This is a genomic window from Streptomyces kunmingensis, from assembly GCF_039533535.1.
Taxonomy (GTDB): Bacteria; Actinomycetota; Actinomycetes; order Streptomycetales; family Streptomycetaceae; genus Streptomyces; species Streptomyces kunmingensis.
This window is the reverse complement of record NZ_BAAATS010000027.1, coordinates 498,555-517,645: the sequence shown is the minus strand read 5'-3', so window position 1 is coordinate 517,645 and position 19,091 is coordinate 498,555. Positions and strand designations below refer to the sequence as shown.

Below are 19,091 nucleotides of genomic sequence, written 5' to 3'. Positions count from 1 at the left end.
GCACGCCCTGCCCCAGCGCCAGCCGCGGCAACCGGACCAGCCGGACCACCGCCTCACGGAGCCCCCACCCCACGCAAGGAAGCCCTCTTGAACGCCACTCCCGCATCCGACGGTCGTCCCCGCACCCCTGCCGGAGGAGCCTGCGACACGCAGAGCCCGCGCGGCCCGGAGCGCGAAACGGTCCCTTGGCAGAAGGGCGGCGCCCAAGAGGCCGAACATCTGCACGCCTCTCCCGTCGACCTCCTCGAACACCCCGACCCCGCGACCTCCGCCCAGGTCGCGGCCGTCGAGAACCTGCTGCGCTGCTGGGTACGCGAGAACAACCTCGCCCCTCCTGCCGTCGGCGCCCTCCGCGTCGCCCTGCCCGCGAGCGGCACCGCCCTCCTCGTCCCGGTCCACTACTGGTCACCCACCGGCTGGCACCGCTTCGGCCTGCCCTACCTGGAGGACGGCCCCCAGGGCGCCCCCTGCGTCGACGCGGTAACCCTCGCCTCCCTCCTCAGCCGCGAATCGGCCCCGACCGACACGATCCCGGCGCCGTCCGGGCCCGCCGAAGCCGAAGCCGAAGCCGACGAAAAGGAAGAGGGTGGCGACCTCGTCGGCCGCGTCGCCGACTCCGTCCGCCGCACGGCCGTCTTCATCGCCGACCGCCGCAGCCGTCGCGAAGACACCCCCGACCACTTCCTCGCCGGTGAACAGGCCCTGCTTCTCGGCCACCCGCTGCACCCGACGCCGAAGAGCCGGGAAGGACTCTCCGAAGCCGAAGCCCGCCTCTACTCACCGGAACTGCGCGGCTCCTTCCCCCTGCACTGGATCGCTGTCGCACCCGACGTCCTCGCCCACGACTCGGCCTGGACCGAACGCGGCCGCCCCGTCCCCGCCACCCGCCTCACCGCACAACTCGCCGGCCCCGACCTCCCGTTGCCCCGCGGCTACGCCGCCCTGCCGATGCACCCCTGGCAGCTGCGCGAACTGAAGCACCGACCCGGCACCGCAGCTCTCCTCGACGCAGGACTCCTGCGCGAACTCGGCCCCCACGGCGAGCCCTGGTATCCCACCTCCTCCGTCCGCACCCTGTACCGGCCCGGCGCATCAGCGATGCTGAAGCTCTCCCTCAGCCTGCGGATCACCAACTCCCGCCGCGAGAACCTCCGCAAGGAACTGCACCGGGGCGTCGAGGTCCACCGGCTCCTGCGCAACGGCCTCGCCGAGCAGTGGCACGCCGTCCACCCCGGCTTCGACATCGTCCGCGACCCGGCCTGGCTCGCGGTCGATGATCCGGCCGGCGAACCCGTCCCCGGCCTCGACGTCATGATCCGCAACAACCCCTTCGCGCCCGACACCGACGCCACCTGCGTCGCCGGCTTCGTCTCGCCCCGGCCCCCGTACGACCAGGACACCCACCTGGACCGCTCCCCGATGAGCTCCAGGCTCGCCGACATCGTCACGAACCTCGCGACCCGTACCGGACGCTCCCGCGAAGCCGTGGCCGCCGAGTGGTTCCTGCGCTACCTCGAGCACGTGGTGCGCCCCGTGCTCTGGCTCGACAGCGAAGCCGGCGTCGCCCTCGAGGCCCACCAGCAGAACACCCTCCTCCTCCTCGACCCTGACGGCTGGCCCACCGGCGGGCGATACCGGGACAACCAGGGCTACTACTTCCGCGAGTCCCGTCGCGCCGAACTCGACAAGCGCCTGCCCGGCATCGGCGCCCTCAGCGACACCTTCGTCTCCGACGACGTCACCGACGAACGATTCGCCTACTACCTCGCCATCAACAACGTCTTCGGTCTCGTCGGCGCCTTCGGCTCCCAACAGCTCGCCGACGAACGACTGTTGATCGCCGCGTTCCGCCGCTTCCTCGGCGAGGCCGCTGCCGGCCCCCGCCGACTGCGCAGCCCGCTGCCGCATCGCCTGCTGGACTCGCCCACGCTGCGCTGCAAGGCAAATCTCCTCACCCGCCTGCACGGCCTCGACGAACTCGTCGGCCCCGTCGACACCCAATCCGTCTACGTCACCATCGCCAACCCCCTCCACACCTGAGACCCCCGACAACCCAACCCGAGGACCACATTCCGCACCCCTTCCTGAGAGGAGCGTCGCCGTGTCTCCCACCCATGCGAGCACCGACGCCGACGCCGACGCCGACCCCGCCCCCGTCACCGACCCGGACGAACCCACCGCCCCTCCGGAGAACCCGGACTGCCAGGACACCCTGGACCTGCGCCTTCCCGACGAACTCGTCGCGCTCATCGCTGAACAGGACGGGACGCAACCCACCGAGGGGACGGGCGGCGACCACCGGAGCGTTCCTGTCCTCACGAGCACATCCCAGGACGATCTGCTCGACCACGTAGGGGGATGGGGACCGGTCACCACCCCCTCAGGCGTGTTCCAGCTCGTCCCCGTCCGCATCGAGCGCGACCTCGGGCTCCTCAGCCGCTGGATGAACGACCCCGCCGTGGCCGCCTTCTGGGAACTCGCCGGCCCCGAATCCGTCACCGCGGACCACCTGGGCCCCCAGCTCGACGGTGACGGACGCAGTGTGCCCTGCCTCGGTGTACTCGACGGCACGCCCATGAGCTACTGGGAGATCTACCGCGCCGACCTCGACCCGCTGGCCCGCCACTACCCCGCCCGCCCCCACGACACCGGTATCCACCTCCTCATCGGCGGCGTCGCCCATCGCGGTCATGGGCTCGGAACCACACTGCTCAGAGCCGTTGCCGATCTCGTACTCGATCACCGTCCGCCGTGTGCGCGGGTCGTCGCAGAGCCAGACCTTCGCAACACCCCCTCCGTCTCCGCCTTCTTGAGCGCCGGTTTCCGCTTCTCCGCCGAGGTGGACCTCCCCGACAAGCGGGCCGCGCTCATGGTCCGTGACCGAGCCCTGCGCACCGTGCTGTGAGCTCGTCACGCTTGGTACACCGCTCGACCCGATCCGGTTCCCTCGCGAGGAGTCCTTGTGCCGAACCCGCCCGTCGTCCCGCATTCCGCAGAGCCGCCCGTGCTGTACGACCCGCCCGAGCTCACGCGTAAGAACTGGGACAGGGCAGGAGCACGTCTGCTGGCCAAACTGATCGGTGAATTCGCGTACGAGGAGATCCTCCGGCCGCTGCCCGTCGACCGGGACGCGGCGGTGGACGCGGCGCCGGGCCGTCACCCCTACATCCTGAACGTCCCGAGCGACGACGGATCCGGCAGTGGCCGAGTCCGGTTCAACGCCCGCCGTGGCGCGTACGGCAGCTGGCAGGTGGACCCGGACAGCATCGAGTGGGTGCCCGGGCCGGGAACAGCGGACGACGCGACCGCCGCACCATCCGACCCCGTACCGCACGCTGCGGACGACGAGGCCGCCGCATCACCCGACCCCGAGCCCGAGCCCGGACCGCACGCAGCGGACGACGTGACCGCCGCACCATCCGACCCCGAGCCCTTCACCGACCCCCTCGCTTTCCTCCTGCGCACCAAGCACCTCATCGGCCTCGACGGCACCACCCTGGGCCACCTCATCCGCGAGCTCTCCGTCACCCTCGCCGCCGACGCCCGGCTCGACCACACCGCCCTGACCGCACCGCAGCTCACCGACCTCGGATACGCCGAGCTCGAGGGCCACCAGACCGGCCACCCCTGGATTGTCCTGAACAAGGGCCGGCTCGGCTTCTCGGCGACGGACGCCTCCCGCTGGGCACCAGAGGCCCGCCGTCACACCAGCCTCCCCTGGATCGCCGTGCACACCAGCCTCGCCACCTACCGTGGTGCCGCGGGCCTGGAATCCGCCGACTCTCTCTACTCCCGCGAACTGGACGCACCCATACGGCAACTGTTCGCCGACAGCCTGCGTGCGAGGGGCCTGGACCCGGCCGCGTACCTCTACCTGCCGGTGCACCCGTGGCAGTGGGACGACATCGTGCTCCCGCTCTTCGCGCACTCCGTCGCCACGGACGCGATCGTCCCGCTCCCCACCGACGGCGACCTGCGCCTGCCCCAGCAGTCGATCCGCACGTTCCTGAACACCACGCATCCGGAACGGCACACCGTCAAACTGCCTCTGTCGGTTCTCAACACCCTTGTATGGCGCGGACTCCCGACGGAGCGCACCCTTGCCGCACCCGCCGTGACCACCTGGATGCTGGCACTGCGCGACGCCGACACCTTCCTCAAGGACGAGTGCGGAGTCATCCTGCTGGGTGAGGTCGCTTCCGTCGCGGTCCAGCACCCCGTGTACGGGGATCTCGACGAAGTCCCCTACCAGTACAAAGAGCTGCTGGGAGCCATCTGGCGGGAGCCCGTGACGCGGCACCTCGCATCCGGGGAGCGCGCCCGTACGCTCGCCTCCCTGTTACTCGTCGATCCGCAGGGGCGGTCCTTCACAGCGGAACTCGTCGCGCGCTCGGGACTCGACGCGAAGACCTGGCTGCGCAGGCTCTTCGCCGCTCTCCTGCCACCCCTGCTGCGCTTCCTGTACCGCTACGGAACCGTGTTCTCGCCGCACGGGGAGAACGCCATCGTCGTCTTCGACGAGCAGGACGTACCCGTGCGCCTCGCGGTCAAGGACTTCGTCGACGACGTCAACGTCAGCGGCGAACCACTCCCGGAACACGACTCCATGCCGCAGGACGTACGCGACGTCCTGCTCACGGAGAGGCCCGACTTCCTGACGCAGTTCATCCACTCCGGCCTCTTCATCGGCGTCTTCCGGTACCTGGCGCCCCTGTGCGAGGAACAACTCGGCGTCCCGGAAGCGCAGTTCTGGTTCCTGGTACGCGCCGAGATCCTGCGCCACCACGCCCGCTTCCCGGAGCTGAAGGAGCGGTACGAGATGTTCGACCTGCTCACCCCGCGGATCGAGCGGCTGTGCCTCAACCGCAACCGCCTCCACCTCGACGGCTACCGCGACCGTGCACACCGCCCGCACGCCGCCGTGCACGGCACCGTCGCCAACCCCCTGCACCAACCGTGATCGCGGGATTGTCAGTGCCGCCGTTTAGGGTGGTCGAGCTATGACGAAGCCCTCACTCCCCGAGCTCCTGCACGCCGCCGTCACTGCCGTCGGCGGCACGGAGCGCCCTGGCCAGGTCACCATGGCCGAGACCGTCGCCGCGGCGATCGACGACGGTTCCCATCTGCTTGTCCAGGCGGGCACCGGCACCGGCAAGTCGCTCGGATATCTGGTGCCGGCCCTGGCCCACGGGGAGCGCGTCGTGGTGGCGACGGCGACGCTCGCCCTCCAGCGCCAGCTCGTGGAGCGGGACCTGCCGCGCACGGTCGAGGCGCTGCACCCGCTGCTGCGCCGCCGCCCCACGTTCGCCATGCTCAAGGGCCGGTCGAACTATCTGTGTCTGCACCGCCTGCACGAAGGCATGCCGCAGGACGAGGAGGAGGGGCTCTTCGACCAGTTCGAGGCCGCGGCGCCGACCAGCAAGCTCGGGCAGGACCTGCTGCGCATGCGGGACTGGGCGGACGACACGGAGACCGGTGACCGGGACGACCTCACACCGGGTGTCTCGGACCGGGCCTGGGCCCAGGTGTCCGTGTCGTCGCGCGAGTGCCTGGGCGCGTCGAAATGCGCGTACGGACAGGAGTGCTTCGCCGAGATGTCCCGTGAGCGGGCCAAGCTCTCGGATGTCATCGTCACCAACCACGCCCTGCTCGCGATCGACGCCATCGAGGGCGCGCCGGTCCTGCCGGAGCACGAGGTCCTGATCGTGGACGAGGCCCACGAGCTGGTGTCCAGGGTGACCGGTGTGGCGACGGGCGAGCTCACTCCGGGCCAGGTCAACCGCGCGGTGCGGCGGGCCGCGAAGCTGGTGAACGAGAAGGCCGCGGACCAGCTCCAGACGGCCGCCGAGGGCTTCGAGCGGCTCATGGAGCTGGCACTGCCCGGCCGCCTCGAGGAGATCCCGGAAGACCTCGGCTATGCCCTGATGGCGCTGCGCGACGCCGCGCGGACGGTCATCACCGCGATCGGCTCCACGCGGGACAAATCCGTCCAGGACGAGGACGCCGTACGCAAGCAGGCTCTGGCCTCCGTGGAGACGATCCACGATGTGGCGGAGCGGATCACGAACGGGTCGGAGTGGGACGTCGTCTGGTACGAGCGCCACGAGCCCCGCGCCGGGTCCACGTTCCGGCAGAGCGGGGCATCGCTGCGGGTGGCACCCATGTCCGTGTCGGGGCTGCTCCGGGAGAAGCTGTTCTCCGACCGCTCCGTGACCCTGACATCGGCGACTTTGAAGCTCGGCGGTGATTTCAACGGCGTAGGCGCTTCCCTGGGTCTCGCGCCCGAAGGTACGCACGGCGACGACCTGCCTGAATGGCAGGGCCTCGATGTCGGCTCGCCGTTCGACTACCCGAAGCAGGGCATCCTGTACGTCGCCAAGCACCTGGCCCGTCCCGCCCGCGAAGGCACCCGGGACGACATGACGGACGAGCTGACCGAGCTGGTGCAGGCGGCCGGCGGCAGAACGCTGGGCCTCTTCTCCTCCATGCGCGCCGCACAGGCCGCGGCCGAGGAGCTGCGGACGCGGATCCCCGAATACCCGATCCTGCTGCAGGGCGAGGACACCCTCGGCGAGCTGATCAAGAACTTCGCAGCAGATCCGAAGACGTGTCTGTTCGGCACGCTGTCGCTGTGGCAGGGCGTGGACGTACCGGGTACGGGCTGCCAGCTGGTCGTCATGGACAAGATCCCGTTCCCCCGGCCCGACGATCCGCTGATGAGCGCCCGGCAGAAGGCCGTCGAGGAGGCGGGTGGCAACGGCTTCATGGCGGTGGCGGCGACCCATGCGGCGCTGCTGATGGCGCAGGGTGCGGGCCGCCTCGTGCGAGCGACCGGAGACCGCGGCGTCGTGGCGGTCCTGGACCCCCGCCTGGCGACGGCCCGCTATGGCAGCTACCTGCGGGCTTCGATGCCGGACTTCTGGTACACAACGGACCGGAATCAGGCACGGCGCTCGCTCGCGGCGATCGACGCGACGGCGAAGGCCGACGAGAAGTAGCTTCCCGGGGCGGTTCGGCCGGCCTCGGGGCCTGGTGCGGACAGCGCTGGGCCCCGGAACCGGCGCAGTTGGTTCCGGGGCCCGGTCAGGGAGGAGTCACACCCGGCGCAGAACAGCTACCACCTTGCCGAGGATCGTCGCCTCGTCACCGGGGATCGGCTGGTACGCGGAGTTGTGAGGGAGGAGCCACACATGGCCGTCCTCGCGCTTGAAGCGCTTGACGGTGGCCTCACCGTCGAGCATCGCGGCGACGATGTCGCCGTTCTCCGCGACGGGCTGGCGACGGACCGTGACCCAGTCACCGTCGCAGATCGCGGCCTCGATCATCGAGTCGCCGACGACCTTGAGGACGAACAGCTCGCCGTCGCCGACCAGTTGCCGGGGGAGGGGGAAGACATCCTCGACCGATTCCTCGGCGAGAATCGGCCCACCTGCGGCGATCCGACCGACGAGCGGCACGTACGAGGCGGCCGGCTTGCCCGTCGTGTCCGTGGGCTGCGTGCTCGGCTGGTCCGAGCCCCTGACCTCGTACGCACGCGGACGGTGCGGGTCGCGGCGCAGGAAGCCCTTGCGCTCGAGAGCCATGAGCTGGTGCGCGACGGACGACGTGCTGGACAGGCCCACCGCCTGGCCGATCTCCCGCATCGACGGCGGGTACCCGCGACGCTGCACCGAGTCCCGGATGACCTCGATCACGCGACGCTGGCGGTCGGTGAGACCCGAGCTGTCGGCGCGGATTCCTGGAGGTCGGCCGGGCAGGGAACGGCCCGGCTTGGGCCCCTCCTGGCTCATGGGCGCGTCAGTCATGGCATGCACCGGCTCGAGTCGGCCCGGGGCGCGGCCCTGGGCAGTGATGGTGGCGCTGTCTGCGGTGGTGGTCACGTCGGTCGGCCCCTCTCGAGAATGTCTCCCTAGCTAGCCAACGGTAGTTCCTTTCGAAAGGTTGCGCCAAACACACGTTCGAGTGAAAAACCGTAGATTACTTGTCGTGATCATGTGCCTAGGTGTATGGCTAGCGGCCGCACAGAGTGGCAATTCGGTTCAATCCGGTACGCTTCTCCGCCGGGACCGAGACCCCCTCCGAGGGCCCTCCCAGTCTGCCACTGGGCCCCTCGACGGTCGGGCACCGCCCCCTCCCTGCGTGCGTCGCGCCGGTCGACAGCTGTGGCCTGTGGGGTTTCCGTGCCATACGCGGCCAACTCGGGCTCGACGACACGCGCTAGTGCTGCAAAGGCGGCCAAACCCCAGATGTAGTGGTTGGATTGCATCAGCAGCCCAGAAGTTGTGGTCCCCGGTCCTTCGCGGCCGAAGTCATCGCCTATGCTTGGGGCTGCTTCGAGGGGCGGAACAAGCCCCGTGAGGCTATCGAGTCGTGCCGTGAAGGAGGGTTGGGAGTTCATGCACTGTCCCTTCTGCAGGCATTCCGACAGCCGTGTCGTCGACAGCCGCACCACCGACGACGGCACATCGATCCGCCGACGCCGCCAGTGCCCGGACTGCTCCCGTCGTTTCACGACGGTGGAGACGTGTTCACTGATGGTGATCAAGCGGAGCGGAGTCACCGAACCCTTCAGCCGCACCAAGGTGATCAACGGAGTGCGCAAGGCCTGCCAGGGCAGGCCCGTGACCGAGGACGCTCTGGCTCTGCTCGGCCAGCGCGTCGAGGAAGCGGTGCGCGCCACCGGAAGCGCGGAGCTGACCACGCATGATGTGGGCCTGGCCATGCTCGGCCCGCTTCAGGAGCTGGATCTCGTCGCCTACCTGCGCTTCGCGTCCGTGTACCGGGCGTTCGACTCGCTGGAGGACTTCGAGTCCGCGATCGCGGAACTGAGGGAACAAGCGCCCGGCGCGACGGCGGACGGCGCCGCCGGAGAGTGCGCAGAGCGTGACAGCGGGCCCGGAGGAACTGTCGAGGTTCCCGTGCCCGCCCAAGCCGCCGACTGACCGGTCCGGACGGGGCGGCGGCACCACAGACCTGTTGCGGGCGGCGTGAGCGGCGTCCGCAATACAAGACACACACCGTGCCACGGGAATTACGCGGCACTTTTGGGCGTTTTAGCCCGGTATATGGGAGGCGGCATGACAGAGACGACGAGCGGCCCGGCACGAGGTTCCCGTACCAAGGGTTCCAAGGCCACCAAGGGTCTGCGTATCGAGCGCATCCACACCACCCCCGGCGTGCACCCGTACGACGAGGTGGAATGGGCGAGCCGTGACGTCGTCATGACCAATTGGCGCGACGGCTCGGTCAATTTCGAGCAGCGTGGCGTCGAGTTCCCCGAGTTCTGGTCGGTGAACGCGGTCAACATCGTCACCAGCAAGTACTTCCGGGGTGCCGTCGGCACTCCGCAGCGCGAAGTGAGCCTCAAGCAGCTCATCGACCGCATTGTGAAGACGTATCGGAAGGCCGGCGAGGACTACAAGTACTTCTCTTCCCCCGCCGACGCCGAGATCTTCGAGCACGAGCTGGCGTACGCCCTCCTGCACCAGATCTTCAGCTTCAACTCGCCGGTGTGGTTCAACGTCGGCACGCCGCAGCCCCAGCAGGTCTCCGCCTGCTTCATCCTGTCCGTCGACGACTCCATGGAGTCGATCCTCGACTGGTACAAGGAAGAGGGCATGATCTTCAAGGGCGGCTCCGGCGCCGGCCTGAACCTCTCCCGTATCCGCTCCTCCAAGGAGCTCCTCTCCTCGGGCGGCAACGCCTCGGGTCCCGTCTCCTTCATGCGCGGTGCCGACGCCTCCGCAGGGACGATCAAGTCGGGTGGCGCCACGCGCCGCGCGGCCAAGATGGTCATCCTCGACGTCGACCACCCCGACATCGAGGGCTTCATCGAGACCAAGGTGAAGGAAGAGGAGAAGATCCGCGCCCTGCGTGACGCGGGCTTCGACATGGACCTGGGCGGCGACGACATCACGTCCGTCCAGTACCAGAACGCCAACAACTCGGTCCGTGTGAACGACACGTTCATGAAGGCGGTCGAGGAGGGCGGCAAGTTCGGTCTGACGTCCCGGATGACCGGTGAGGTCATCGAGGAGGTCGACGCCAAGTCGCTCTTCCGCAAGATGGCCGAGGCCGCCTGGGCCTGTGCCGACCCCGGCATCCAGTACGACGACACCATCAACCAGTGGCACACGTGCCCGGAGTCCGGCCGCATCAACGGCTCGAACCCGTGCAGCGAGTACATGCACCTGGACAACACGTCCTGCAACCTCGCCTCGCTGAACCTGATGAAGTTCCTGAAGGACGACGCCAAGGGCCACCAGTCCTTCGACGTCGAGCGCTTCTCGAAGGTCGTCGAGCTGGTCATCACCGCGATGGACATCTCGATCTGCTTCGCGGACTTCCCGACGCAGAAGATCGGCGAGAACACCCGCGCCTTCCGTCAGCTCGGTATCGGCTACGCGAACCTGGGCGCCCTGCTCATGGCGACCGGCCACGCCTACGACTCGGACGGCGGCCGCGCGCTGGCCGGCTCGATCACGTCGCTGATGACGGGCACGTCCTACAAGCGCTCCGCCGAGCTCGCCGCGGTCGTCGGCCCGTACGAGGGCTACGCCAAGAACGCGACCCCGCACCAGCGCGTCATGAAGCAGCACGCCGACGCCAACACCGTGGCCGTCCGCGTGGACGACCTGGACACCCCGATCTGGGCCGCCGCCACGGAGGCCTGGCAGGACGTGGTCCGCCTCGGCGAGAAGAACGGTTTCCGTAACTCGCAGGCGTCCGTCATCGCCCCGACCGGCACCATCGGTCTCGCGATGTCCTGCGACACCACCGGCCTCGAGCCCGACCTCGCCCTGGTCAAGTTCAAGAAGCTGGTCGGCGGCGGCTCGATGCAGATCGTCAACGGCACCGTCCCGCAGGCCCTGCGCCGCCTGGGCTACCAGGAGGAGCAGATCGAGGCGATCGTCGCCCACATCGCCGACAACGGCAACGTGATCGACGCTCCCGGTCTCAAGACCGAGCACTACGAGGTCTTCGACTGCGCCATGGGCGAGCGTTCCATCTCCGCGATGGGCCACGTCCGCATGATGGCCGCGATCCAGCCCTGGATCTCCGGTGCCCTCTCCAAGACCGTCAACCTGCCGGAGACGGCGACGGTCGAGGACGTCGAAGAGGTCTACTTCGAGGCCTGGAAGATGGGCGTCAAGGCGCTCGCCATCTACCGCGACAACTGCAAGGTCGGCCAGCCCCTCTCCGCCAAGACCAAGGAGAAGGCGAAGTCCGAGACCGACGCTGTCACGGAGAAGACCGAGGCGGAGATCCGCAAGGCGGTCGAGAAGGTCGTCGAGTACCGCCCCGTCCGCAAGCGTCTCCCCAAGGGCCGTCCCGGCATCACCACCTCCTTCACGGTGGGCGGCGCCGAGGGCTACATGACCGCCAACTCCTACCCGGACGACGGTCTCGGTGAGGTCTTCCTGAAGATGTCCAAGCAGGGCTCCACCCTCGCGGGCATGATGGACGCCTTCTCCATCGCCGTCTCCGTGGGTCTGCAGTACGGCGTGCCGCTGGAGACGTACGTCTCGAAGTTCACGAACATGCGCTTCGAGCCGGCCGGCATGACGGACGACCCGGACGTGCGGATCGCGCAGTCGATCGTCGACTACATCTTCCGCCGTCTGGCGCTCGACTTCCTGCCCTTCGAGACGCGCTCCGCGCTCGGCATCCACTCCGCCGAGGAGCGTCAGCGCCACCTGGAGACGGGCTCCTACGAGCCGTCCGAGGACGAGCTCGACGTCGAGGGCCTGGCGCAGTCGGCGCCTCTCCAGACGTCGCAGGCCGAGTCCCTGAAGGTCGTCGAGACGCCGAAGGCCGAAGCCGCCGCCGTCCAGGCCGCCCCGCAGCAGGTGCACACGAGCGCCGAGCTCGTCGAGATGCAGCTGGGCATCCAGGCCGACGCCCCGCTCTGCTTCTCCTGCGGTACGAAGATGCAGCGGGCCGGCTCCTGCTACATCTGCGAGGGCTGCGGCTCGACCAGCGGTTGCAGCTGATCGCCTGACCTGAAGGGGCGGCGGGACCACTCGGTTCCGCCGCCCCTTCGGCGTTCCGGCGCTACAGGGTGCCCATCGCGGCGGCGAACGCCGTGAGGTCGCCGTCGAAACCGCGTATCAGCTCGCGGAACGCCCATTCGCCGTCGGCGCCGCGCGTGAACTCGGCGATGGTGGCCGCCGAGCTGCTGTCCACTGCCGAGAGGTCGTGGTGCGACAGCTCGGTGTAGTCCTCCCGGATGCGTACCGCGGTGTTCGCCACGTCCCCGAACACCGTGAGCCGTCCCAGCTCCTGCTCGCTCTGCTGGAGGACCACGCCGACGACCACGCGCCCGTACTTCGGCGCGAGCCGCTCCAGCTCGAGGGTCATCACTTCGTCGAAACCGAAGCCCTGTCCCGTCCGGCTGTCCCGGTCGAGGTGGATGGTCCCGTCGGGGGAGCGGCTGTCGAAGTGGACGACGTAGGCGGGGCTGCCGTGCGGGTCCTCGCTCGTGTACGGCGCAGCGATGAGATCCAGGTCGTGGGGCGGCGAACCCAACGGGCTCGGGTCCCACTTCAGGCCGACCTCGATCTTTTCGATCCCCTTGCGGAGACTGCTCACCGAACTCCCCCTTCTTCACGCGATGTTGCTTGCTACCGACACGCTACGTCCTCCCACTGACACCACGGGTCGATCATTGGGGAATGACGCGGAACGCGGAACATGCTTACCGGGGGAGGTTTTGTCACCGAATACGTGGATGAGCGACGGGCAGAACGGGACATCGGTGAGCGGGAGTTGAGTGCGGTTCTCGACCGTGAGTTCGGGATCGAGCTGAGCAAGGGCGATCCCGCCGAGCTGGTAAGCGTGCACTGCACCGGAGAGTGACCCCGTGTCACGCACCGCGCCGTACGATGGCGCGGTGCTGGTCAAGTGGATTCGCTGCGTTGTGGTGGACCGTCGGGGGTTCGAGCGGGGACAGCGGAAATGGGCGGGGCTCCTTGGAGAGCCGGGGTTCCGGGGGCAGGGCGGGGGCTGGAGCAGGCAGCGGCCCGATGTGGCCCATGTCTTCGGTTTCTGGGAGAGCCGTGCCTTTTACGACTCCTTCATGGCGCGGTCCCATGACCGGCTTGCCGCGGCGCAGAGCGGCACCTATAGGGGCATGCAGGCGAAATTGTTCGATCACCTCTTCGATCTGAAGACGGGGTTCGAGCCGAGATTCACGGATACGGATGTCGTCCGTGTCGCCCATTGCAAGGTCCGGGCCGAGCGGGCCGAGCACTTCACGCTGATGCAGCAGAAGGTGTGGAACCCGGCGATGGCCGGCTCGCCGGGGATGGTGCGTGGCTTCTTCGGGGAGGCGCCGGGCGACGAGTTTCTGGTCCTGTCGATGTGGCTGTCGGCTGCCGAGCGCGGAAAGTACCAGGTCGACCGGGTGGAGCGGTTGTCCTTGAGAGCGCAGACCGAGACCGACATCGAAGCCATCGACGGTGACATCGTGCGGCTGGAGCCGACCTGGACGGTGTGAACGCGTGACCACGCGCGCGTGCCGCGACGCGCACACCACGCGCGCGTAGTCGTGGTGCGTACGCCGGATGGAGCTCGTACGAGTGCTCGAAACCGGCCGAACCGATCTAGTGTTTGCGCATGGCACGACCGCGGCGCATTGTTCTGGTCCGGCACGGCGAATCGGAAGGCAACGCCGACGACACCGTGTACGAGCGCGAGCCCGACCATGCCCTGGCACTCACGGAGTCGGGGTGGCAGCAGGCCGAGGAGACGGGCAAGCGGCTGCGGGAGCTGTTCGGTCGCGAGCGGGTGAGCGTCTATGTCTCGCCGTACCGGCGCACCCACGAGACGTTCCGGGCGTTCCGTCTCGATCCCGCTCTGGTGCGGGTGCGCGAGGAGCCACGCCTTCGGGAGCAGGACTGGGGAAACTGGCAGGACCGTGACGACGTACGGCTTCAGAAGGCGTATCGCGATGCCTACGGCCACTTCTTCTACCGGTTCGCGCAGGGCGAGTCCGGGGCCGATGTGTACGACCGCGTAGGCGCGTTCCTGGAAAGCCTGTACCGCAGCTTCGAGCACCCGGACCATCCGCCGAACGTGCTTCTGGTGACGCACGGGCTGACCATGCGGCTGTTCTGTATGCGCTGGTTCCACTGGACCGTCGCGGAATTCGAGTCGCTGTCGAATCCCGGGAACGCCGAGACGAGGGCGCTCGTTCTGGGAAAGAACGGCAAGTACGAAATGGACCGGCCATTCGAACATTGGTGTGACCCTAGATCCTATGGGGCAACCGGATAGGGTGACAGGGCGATGACCGCTGATACCTCACCCGACGGGCGCTTGGACCGCGCCCTGTCCAGCCTGCGTGGACTTTCCGTGGGCGACGCGCTGGGCTCCCAGTTCTTCGTCCCGGCGAACTATCCGCTGCTCAAGCGCCGTGCGGTTCCGGACGGCCCCTGGCAGTGGACCGACGACACCGAGATGGCCTGCTCCGTGGTGGCCGTCCTGGCGGCTCACGAGCGCATCGACCAGGACGTCCTGGCACAGTCGTTCGCCGAGCACCACGATTTCGACCGCGGCTACGGACCGGCGGTGAACCGGCTGCTGCGGCAGGTCCGGGAGGGCGGCGACTGGCGGGCGCTCGCGTCCGCTCTGTTCAAGGGACAGGGGTCGTGGGGCAACGGAGCGGCGATGCGTATCGCACCTCTCGGCGCCTACTACGCCGACGACCCCGAGCAGGCCACGCACCAGGCCGAGATCTCGGCGTATCCAACGCATCAGCACCGTGAGGCCGTCGTCGGAGCGATGGCCGTGGCCGCCGCCGCGGCGCTCGCGGCGGACCCGGCGGGCCCACCGAGCCCGCAGGAGCTGCTGGACGGTGTGATCGCGCTCGTGCCACGCAGTGCGGTGGGAGCGGGGCTGCGCAGGGCCAGGGACATGCTCGACTACGGCGATGCGGGCACTGTGGCCGCGGTGCTCGGGTGCGGTCGGCGGACGACCGCGCACGACACGGTGCCGTTCACCCTGTGGTCGGCGGCGCGCGGGCTCGACGACTTCGAAGAGGCTTTCTGGACCACTGCTCAGGTGGGCGGCGACATGGACACGACCTGCGCGATCGTGGGCGGCGTCATCGCCGCCGGCAGCGGCGCGACACCGCCGGCCGACTGGCTGGAGCGTACCGAGGCCCTTCCGGAGTGGAGTCGGCCGTCTCGCTCCGATGTACCGCGCTGATCGGTGGCGTAGGCGCGGCAGACCTCGTGGGTGCCGGGTCCCGCCGTTCGGCGAGGCCCGGCACCCACGTCCCCTCCGGAGCCTCAGCCTCCGGCCGGTCCGGCCGCGCTCGCCGTGCCGGAGAGCGCCTCCAGATCGCTCTTGCGGACCTTGATCACTACCAGTGCGACGGCCAGGGCGAGAACGGCCATGGCGACTGCTGGAATGAAGGCCGTCGAGATGCCGTGCGCCAGCACCTCATGGCTCCAGGGCGCGGGCAGCTCATGGGTCTTCGCGAACGCGGCTTTCTGCTCCGGTGAGGCATGGGCCATGAAGTCGGCCACCTGGTCCTTCGCCTCGTTACGGCTCGCTGTACCGAAGACAGTCGTCAGGATGGACAGACCCAGCGAACCGCCCACCTGTTGCGTCGTGTTGAGCAAACCGGACGCCGCTCCGGCCTCGTGCGGGGCCACTCCGGACACCGCGGTGAGCGTCACCGTCACGAAGTTCAGGCCCATGCCGAACCCGAAGACCACCATCGGGCCGAGCACCCCGCTCACGTAGGAGCTGTCGGGGCTGATGAGCGTCTGCCAGGTGAGCCCGACCACGACCAGGGCCGATCCGCCGGCCAGGAACGGCTTCGGCCCCAGGACCGGCAGGAAGCGCTGCGAGAGAGCCGCACCGAACGCGATCGCCACCGTCACCGGCAGGAAGGCGAGACCGGCCTTGATGGGCGAGTAGCTCAGCACGTTCTGGACGAACAGCACGATGAAGAAGAACATGCCGAACATGGCCGCGGCGAGACTCAGCATGATCACGTACGTCCCCGACCGGTTGCGGTCGGCGAACATCCTCAGCGGAGTGATCGGTTCCTTGGCCCGGCTCTCGACGGCCACGAAGGACAGCAGCAGCACGATCGCCGCGGCGAACGACCCGATGGCCAGGTTGTCTCGCCAGCCCTCCTCCGCGGCACGGATGAAGCCGTACACGAGGGAGGCCATCCCGAGCGTGGAGGTGAGCGCTCCGGCTATGTCGAAGCGTCCTGGGTGTCGCTCGGACTCGCTGATGTACCGCGGCGCGAGGACCGCGATCAATATGCCGATGGGCACGTTCACGAACAGCACCCAGCGCCAGTCCAGCCACTCCGTGAGCATGCCGCCGGCGAGGAGACCTACGGCGCCGCCGCCCGCCGAGACCGCCGCGAAGACCCCGAACGCGCGGTTCCGCTCGGGCCCTTCGGGGAAAGTGGTCGTGATGAGGGCCAGTGACGTGGGCGACGCGATCGCGCCGCCGACGCCCTGCAGGGCGCGCGCGGCCAGCAACTGCCACGGTTCCTGGGCGAGCCCGCCGAGGAGGGAGGCGAAGGTGAACAGCAGGATGCCGGTCATGAAGACACGGCGGCGGCCGAGGATGTCGCCGGCCCGGCCGCCGAGCAGCAGCAGACCACCAAAGGTGAGCGTGTAGGCGCTGACGACCCAGGTGAGGTCGGTCGTCGAGAAGCTGAGCGCGTTCTGAATATGCGGGAGCGCGATGTTCACAATCGTCGCGTCGAGGACCACCATGAGTTGGCAGGCCGCGATGACGGCGAGTGCGATGCCGGGGTGTCCCTCCCGGCGGGCCGCTCCCGGCTTCTGACGTGGCGTTAACTGAGAGGTTGACACTATGGATCCCCCACGAGCCTATTAGTGAACGAACCCGTTCACTGTCGCGTCAACGGTAGTGACTCCCCTCTAGTGAACGCAACCGTTCACTGAATTTACTGCCGTGCGTCTCGTGCCGCTCGACCTGCTCAACGGAGAGATGACGATGGTTACTTCGCGCTGGACGGCCGCTTCCGCTCAATCGGCCGCGTCCATGCGCAGGCGTGGTCCCGTGCTCGAACGGGCCATCCTCGACGCCGCGCTGGATCAGCTCAGTACGGTCGGCTGGAACGGCCTCACCATGGAGGGCGTGGCCGCGAGTGCGCAGACGGGCAAGGCCGCGGTGTACCGGCGCTGGCCCTCCAAGGAGGACCTGGTCGTCGACGCCCTGCAGTCCGGGCTGCCCAAGATGGACTCCGCCCCGGATCTCGGCAACGTCCGTGAGGATCTGCTGGAGCTGTGCCGGCAGATGCGGACGGCCATGTACTCACGGCCGGGCTTTGCGCTTCGCTCCGTACTTCACGAATGCGACACGTTCACGGCTGAGCGTTTCCATGCGGTGATCATCGAGGGCGTCGTCGAGCCCAGCGTCGAGCTGATCAAGGAAGTCGTGCGTCGCGGAATCGAGCGTGGTGAGGTGCGGTCCGACGCCTCGGACGCTGCGGTCTTCGACGTCATCCCGGCGATGATGATGTACCGCTCGAAGGTGTGCGGAAGCGAATGGGAGGAGGCAGATCTGGTGACGCTGATCGACCAGGTCATGGTCCCCTTGCTGCGGCGGCACGTGGATTAGACCCGGCCGGGTGTCGCGGCGCGGCACGGGCGGCGTACGCTGTTTGCCGCCATGCCGTACGAACCACCCACTCACGCCGTCGAGCGCTCTGTGCGCGCTCTCACCGGAGCCAAGATCGTCGCCGGTGTCGACGAGGTCGGCCGTGGTGCCTGGGCGGGCCCCGTCACCGTCTGCGCCGCCGTCACGGGACTGCGGCGCCCGCCGGAGGGGCTCACCGACTCCAAGCTGATCAGCCCCAAGCGCCGCGAGGTGCTCGCGGAGCAGTTGGAGGGCTGGGTCACCGCACACGCCCTCGGGCACGCCTCGCACGAGGAGATCGACGACCTGGGGATGACCGCGGCGCTACGTCTCGCCGCGGTCCGTGCCCTCGAGGGTCTGCCCGTGCGGCCGGAAGCGGTGATCCTCGACGGGAAGCACGATTACCTCGGTGCTCCCTGGCAGGTCCGTACGGTGATCAAGGGGGACCGATCCTGCGTCGCCGTTGCCGCGGCGTCGGTGATCGCCAAGGTCCGCCGCGACAAAATGATGGCCGAACTGGGCATCGACCATGCAGACTTCGGGTTTGCGGCCAACGCCGGATACCCGTCGCCGGTGCATCGCGCCGCGTTGGAGGAGCGGGGGCCCACCCCGCACCACCGGCTTTCGTGGGCGTATCTTGATGCGCTGCCCCAGTGGCGGCATCTCAAGAAAGCCCGCAGTTGGGCGGACGTGAGCGTTCCAGAAATCGAGGGCCAGCTCGGCTTCGACTTCTGACCATTGCGTTCGTACTGATGTGCCACCCGCTGACGCGAGCCGCACCTGCGTTTGATAGATATCAGCTCATGCCTCTCATTCCCGAGGAGCCTCAGATTCACGAGAGTGCCCAGGGTCCCCGCACCGCGCCGACCCCCCGTCCTGTACCCGGCCCGCGTCCTGCGGCGCCGCCGCGACCCGGTCGTCCGGGTCCCGTAAGGCCTACGCCGCCCGCGCAGCGCACCTCGCGCGAGTCGGCTCCCGCCGCCGAGCCGGGGCCCAACGCCCCGGCCGTCCCGTCGACTTCGGCCTCGCAGCCGCAGGTCCAGCTCATCCCGGCCTCGGCCGAGGGCGCGCTGGACGCCGCGGAGGAAGCCGTCGACCTGCTGCTCGACACGGGTCGTGCGCCCGGCGACATCCTGGTGATCACCACGGGGGAACCGCACCCGTGGGCCGCTCACGAGCTGTCGTTCGGCGAGACCGCCTACTGGGCGCAGCACGACGCGGGCGACGACGTCTTCTACGCAGACGCCTCCGCCCTGAGCCGTGCCGCGTCCCGGCCCGTGGTCGTCGTCGCCGTGAACGGCGGCGCCGATGAGGCAGCCACCACCGCTCTGCCGCTCGCTCTCGGCAGCGCAGGCACCCTGCTGATCGTGTGCGGTGACCCGCAGCGCGTCAACACACTGCTCGGCGCCGGGGTCTGACGCACCGCTTGCCGGCTGCCCGCACCGCTCGTC

Annotated in this window: 16 protein-coding genes; 13 read left to right on the top strand and 3 right to left on the bottom strand. The window is 68.8% G+C overall.

Annotated elements, in window-relative coordinates; all coding sequences use genetic code 11:
• Nucleotides 1–87 precede the first annotated feature (87 nt).
• The 4 genes from ABD366_RS30580 (at nt 88) to ABD366_RS30565 (ending at nt 6,998) form a co-directional block, all read left to right on the top strand.
• Nucleotides 88–2,040: an IucA/IucC family protein gene (locus ABD366_RS30580; RefSeq protein ID WP_411293706.1), complete on the top strand. Its 1,953-nt coding sequence runs from the start codon at nt 88–90 to the stop codon at nt 2,038–2,040.
• Between the two features lie 61 nt (nt 2,041–2,101).
• Nucleotides 2,102–2,905, top strand: coding sequence for a GNAT family N-acetyltransferase (locus ABD366_RS30575; protein WP_324769100.1), 804 nt, complete (start codon nt 2,102–2,104; stop codon nt 2,903–2,905).
• A gap of 57 nt (nt 2,906–2,962) precedes the next feature.
• Nucleotides 2,963–4,960 carry an IucA/IucC family protein gene (locus ABD366_RS30570; RefSeq protein ID WP_324769102.1) on the top strand — a complete coding sequence of 666 codons (1,998 nt, stop codon included), beginning with the start codon at nt 2,963–2,965 and terminating at the stop codon, nt 4,958–4,960.
• A gap of 40 nt (nt 4,961–5,000) precedes the next feature.
• Nucleotides 5,001–6,998, top strand: coding sequence for an ATP-dependent DNA helicase (locus ABD366_RS30565; RefSeq protein WP_324769103.1), 1,998 nt, complete (start codon nt 5,001–5,003; stop codon nt 6,996–6,998).
• Between the two features lie 96 nt (nt 6,999–7,094).
• Here ABD366_RS30565 and lexA read toward each other — a convergent pair whose 3' ends face one another.
• Nucleotides 7,095–7,880, bottom strand: a complete 786-nt coding sequence (gene lexA, locus ABD366_RS30560; RefSeq protein ID WP_324769104.1) for a transcriptional repressor LexA — start codon at nt 7,878–7,880, stop codon at nt 7,095–7,097.
• Between the two features lie 516 nt (nt 7,881–8,396).
• On the opposite strand from lexA, the gene nrdR reads away from it, so the two are divergent.
• Together nrdR and ABD366_RS30550 are read left to right on the top strand one after the other, a co-directional pair.
• On the top strand, nt 8,397–8,942 hold the full coding sequence (gene nrdR / locus ABD366_RS30555; protein WP_324769105.1) for a transcriptional regulator NrdR: 546 nt from the start codon (nt 8,397–8,399) through the stop codon (nt 8,940–8,942).
• A 135-nt stretch (nt 8,943–9,077) separates the two neighbouring features.
• Nucleotides 9,078–11,993 carry a vitamin B12-dependent ribonucleotide reductase gene (locus tag ABD366_RS30550; RefSeq protein ID WP_324769107.1) on the top strand — a complete coding sequence of 972 codons (2,916 nt, stop codon included), beginning with the start codon at nt 9,078–9,080 and terminating at the stop codon, nt 11,991–11,993.
• Between the two features lie 61 nt (nt 11,994–12,054).
• Here the strand turns inward: ABD366_RS30550 and ABD366_RS30545 are convergent, their stop codons facing one another.
• Complete coding sequence (locus tag ABD366_RS30545) at nt 12,055–12,591, bottom strand: TerD family protein (RefSeq protein WP_324769108.1); 537 nt, start codon at nt 12,589–12,591, stop codon at nt 12,055–12,057.
• Nucleotides 12,592–12,726: 135 nt separating this feature from the next.
• Between ABD366_RS30545 and ABD366_RS30540 the strand changes: the two genes are divergently transcribed.
• The 4 genes from ABD366_RS30540 (at nt 12,727) to ABD366_RS30525 (ending at nt 15,210) form a co-directional block, all read left to right on the top strand.
• A complete protein-coding gene (locus ABD366_RS30540) occupies nt 12,727–12,858 on the top strand; it encodes a hypothetical protein (RefSeq protein ID WP_324769109.1) in 132 nt (43 codons plus the stop codon).
• 34 nt (nt 12,859–12,892) lie between these two features.
• Nucleotides 12,893–13,498, top strand: coding sequence for a YdbC family protein (locus tag ABD366_RS30535; RefSeq protein ID WP_324769261.1), 606 nt, complete (start codon nt 12,893–12,895; stop codon nt 13,496–13,498).
• Nucleotides 13,499–13,617: 119 nt separating this feature from the next.
• Entirely contained in the window at nt 13,618–14,277 is a 660-nt protein-coding gene (locus ABD366_RS30530; RefSeq protein WP_324769111.1) for a histidine phosphatase family protein, read from the top strand.
• A gap of 12 nt (nt 14,278–14,289) precedes the next feature.
• Nucleotides 14,290–15,210: an ADP-ribosylglycohydrolase family protein gene (locus ABD366_RS30525; protein WP_324769112.1), complete on the top strand. Its 921-nt coding sequence runs from the start codon at nt 14,290–14,292 to the stop codon at nt 15,208–15,210.
• 83 nt (nt 15,211–15,293) lie between these two features.
• Here ABD366_RS30525 and ABD366_RS30520 read toward each other — a convergent pair whose 3' ends face one another.
• Nucleotides 15,294–16,850 (bottom strand): MFS transporter, encoded by a 1,557-nt coding sequence (locus tag ABD366_RS30520; RefSeq protein ID WP_324769113.1) that lies wholly within the window; start codon nt 16,848–16,850, stop codon nt 15,294–15,296.
• 145 nt (nt 16,851–16,995) lie between these two features.
• Between ABD366_RS30520 and ABD366_RS30515 the strand changes: the two genes are divergently transcribed.
• The 3 genes from ABD366_RS30515 to ABD366_RS30505 all read left to right on the top strand — a co-directional run bounded on the left by ABD366_RS30515 (nt 16,996) and on the right by ABD366_RS30505 (nt 19,058).
• Entirely contained in the window at nt 16,996–17,622 is a 627-nt protein-coding gene (locus tag ABD366_RS30515; RefSeq protein ID WP_324769262.1) for a TetR/AcrR family transcriptional regulator, read from the top strand.
• 51 nt (nt 17,623–17,673) lie between these two features.
• Nucleotides 17,674–18,375, top strand: coding sequence for a ribonuclease HII (locus ABD366_RS30510; RefSeq protein ID WP_324769114.1), 702 nt, complete (start codon nt 17,674–17,676; stop codon nt 18,373–18,375).
• A 68-nt stretch (nt 18,376–18,443) separates the two neighbouring features.
• Complete coding sequence (locus ABD366_RS30505) at nt 18,444–19,058, top strand: hypothetical protein (RefSeq protein WP_324769115.1); 615 nt, start codon at nt 18,444–18,446, stop codon at nt 19,056–19,058.
• Nucleotides 19,059–19,091 lie beyond the last annotated feature (33 nt).

What these genes read in the sequence shown, in the direction of transcription:
- nrdR (WP_324769105.1), top strand. Translation starts at nt 8,397, where the DNA reads ATGCACTGTCCCTTCTGCAGGCATTCCGACAGCCGTGTCGTCGACAGC.
- ABD366_RS30525 (WP_324769112.1), top strand. Translation starts at nt 14,290, where the DNA reads ATGACCGCTGATACCTCACCCGACGGGCGCTTGGACCGCGCCCTGTCC.
- ABD366_RS30530 (WP_324769111.1), top strand. Translation starts at nt 13,618, where the DNA reads ATGGCACGACCGCGGCGCATTGTTCTGGTCCGGCACGGCGAATCGGAA.
- ABD366_RS30505 (WP_324769115.1), top strand. Translation starts at nt 18,444, where the DNA reads ATGCCTCTCATTCCCGAGGAGCCTCAGATTCACGAGAGTGCCCAGGGT.
- ABD366_RS30550 (WP_324769107.1), top strand. Translation starts at nt 9,078, where the DNA reads ATGACAGAGACGACGAGCGGCCCGGCACGAGGTTCCCGTACCAAGGGT.
- ABD366_RS30565 (WP_324769103.1), top strand. Translation starts at nt 5,001, where the DNA reads ATGACGAAGCCCTCACTCCCCGAGCTCCTGCACGCCGCCGTCACTGCC.
- ABD366_RS30510 (WP_324769114.1), top strand. Translation starts at nt 17,674, where the DNA reads ATGCCGTACGAACCACCCACTCACGCCGTCGAGCGCTCTGTGCGCGCT.
- ABD366_RS30515 (WP_324769262.1), top strand. Translation starts at nt 16,996, where the DNA reads ATGGTTACTTCGCGCTGGACGGCCGCTTCCGCTCAATCGGCCGCGTCC.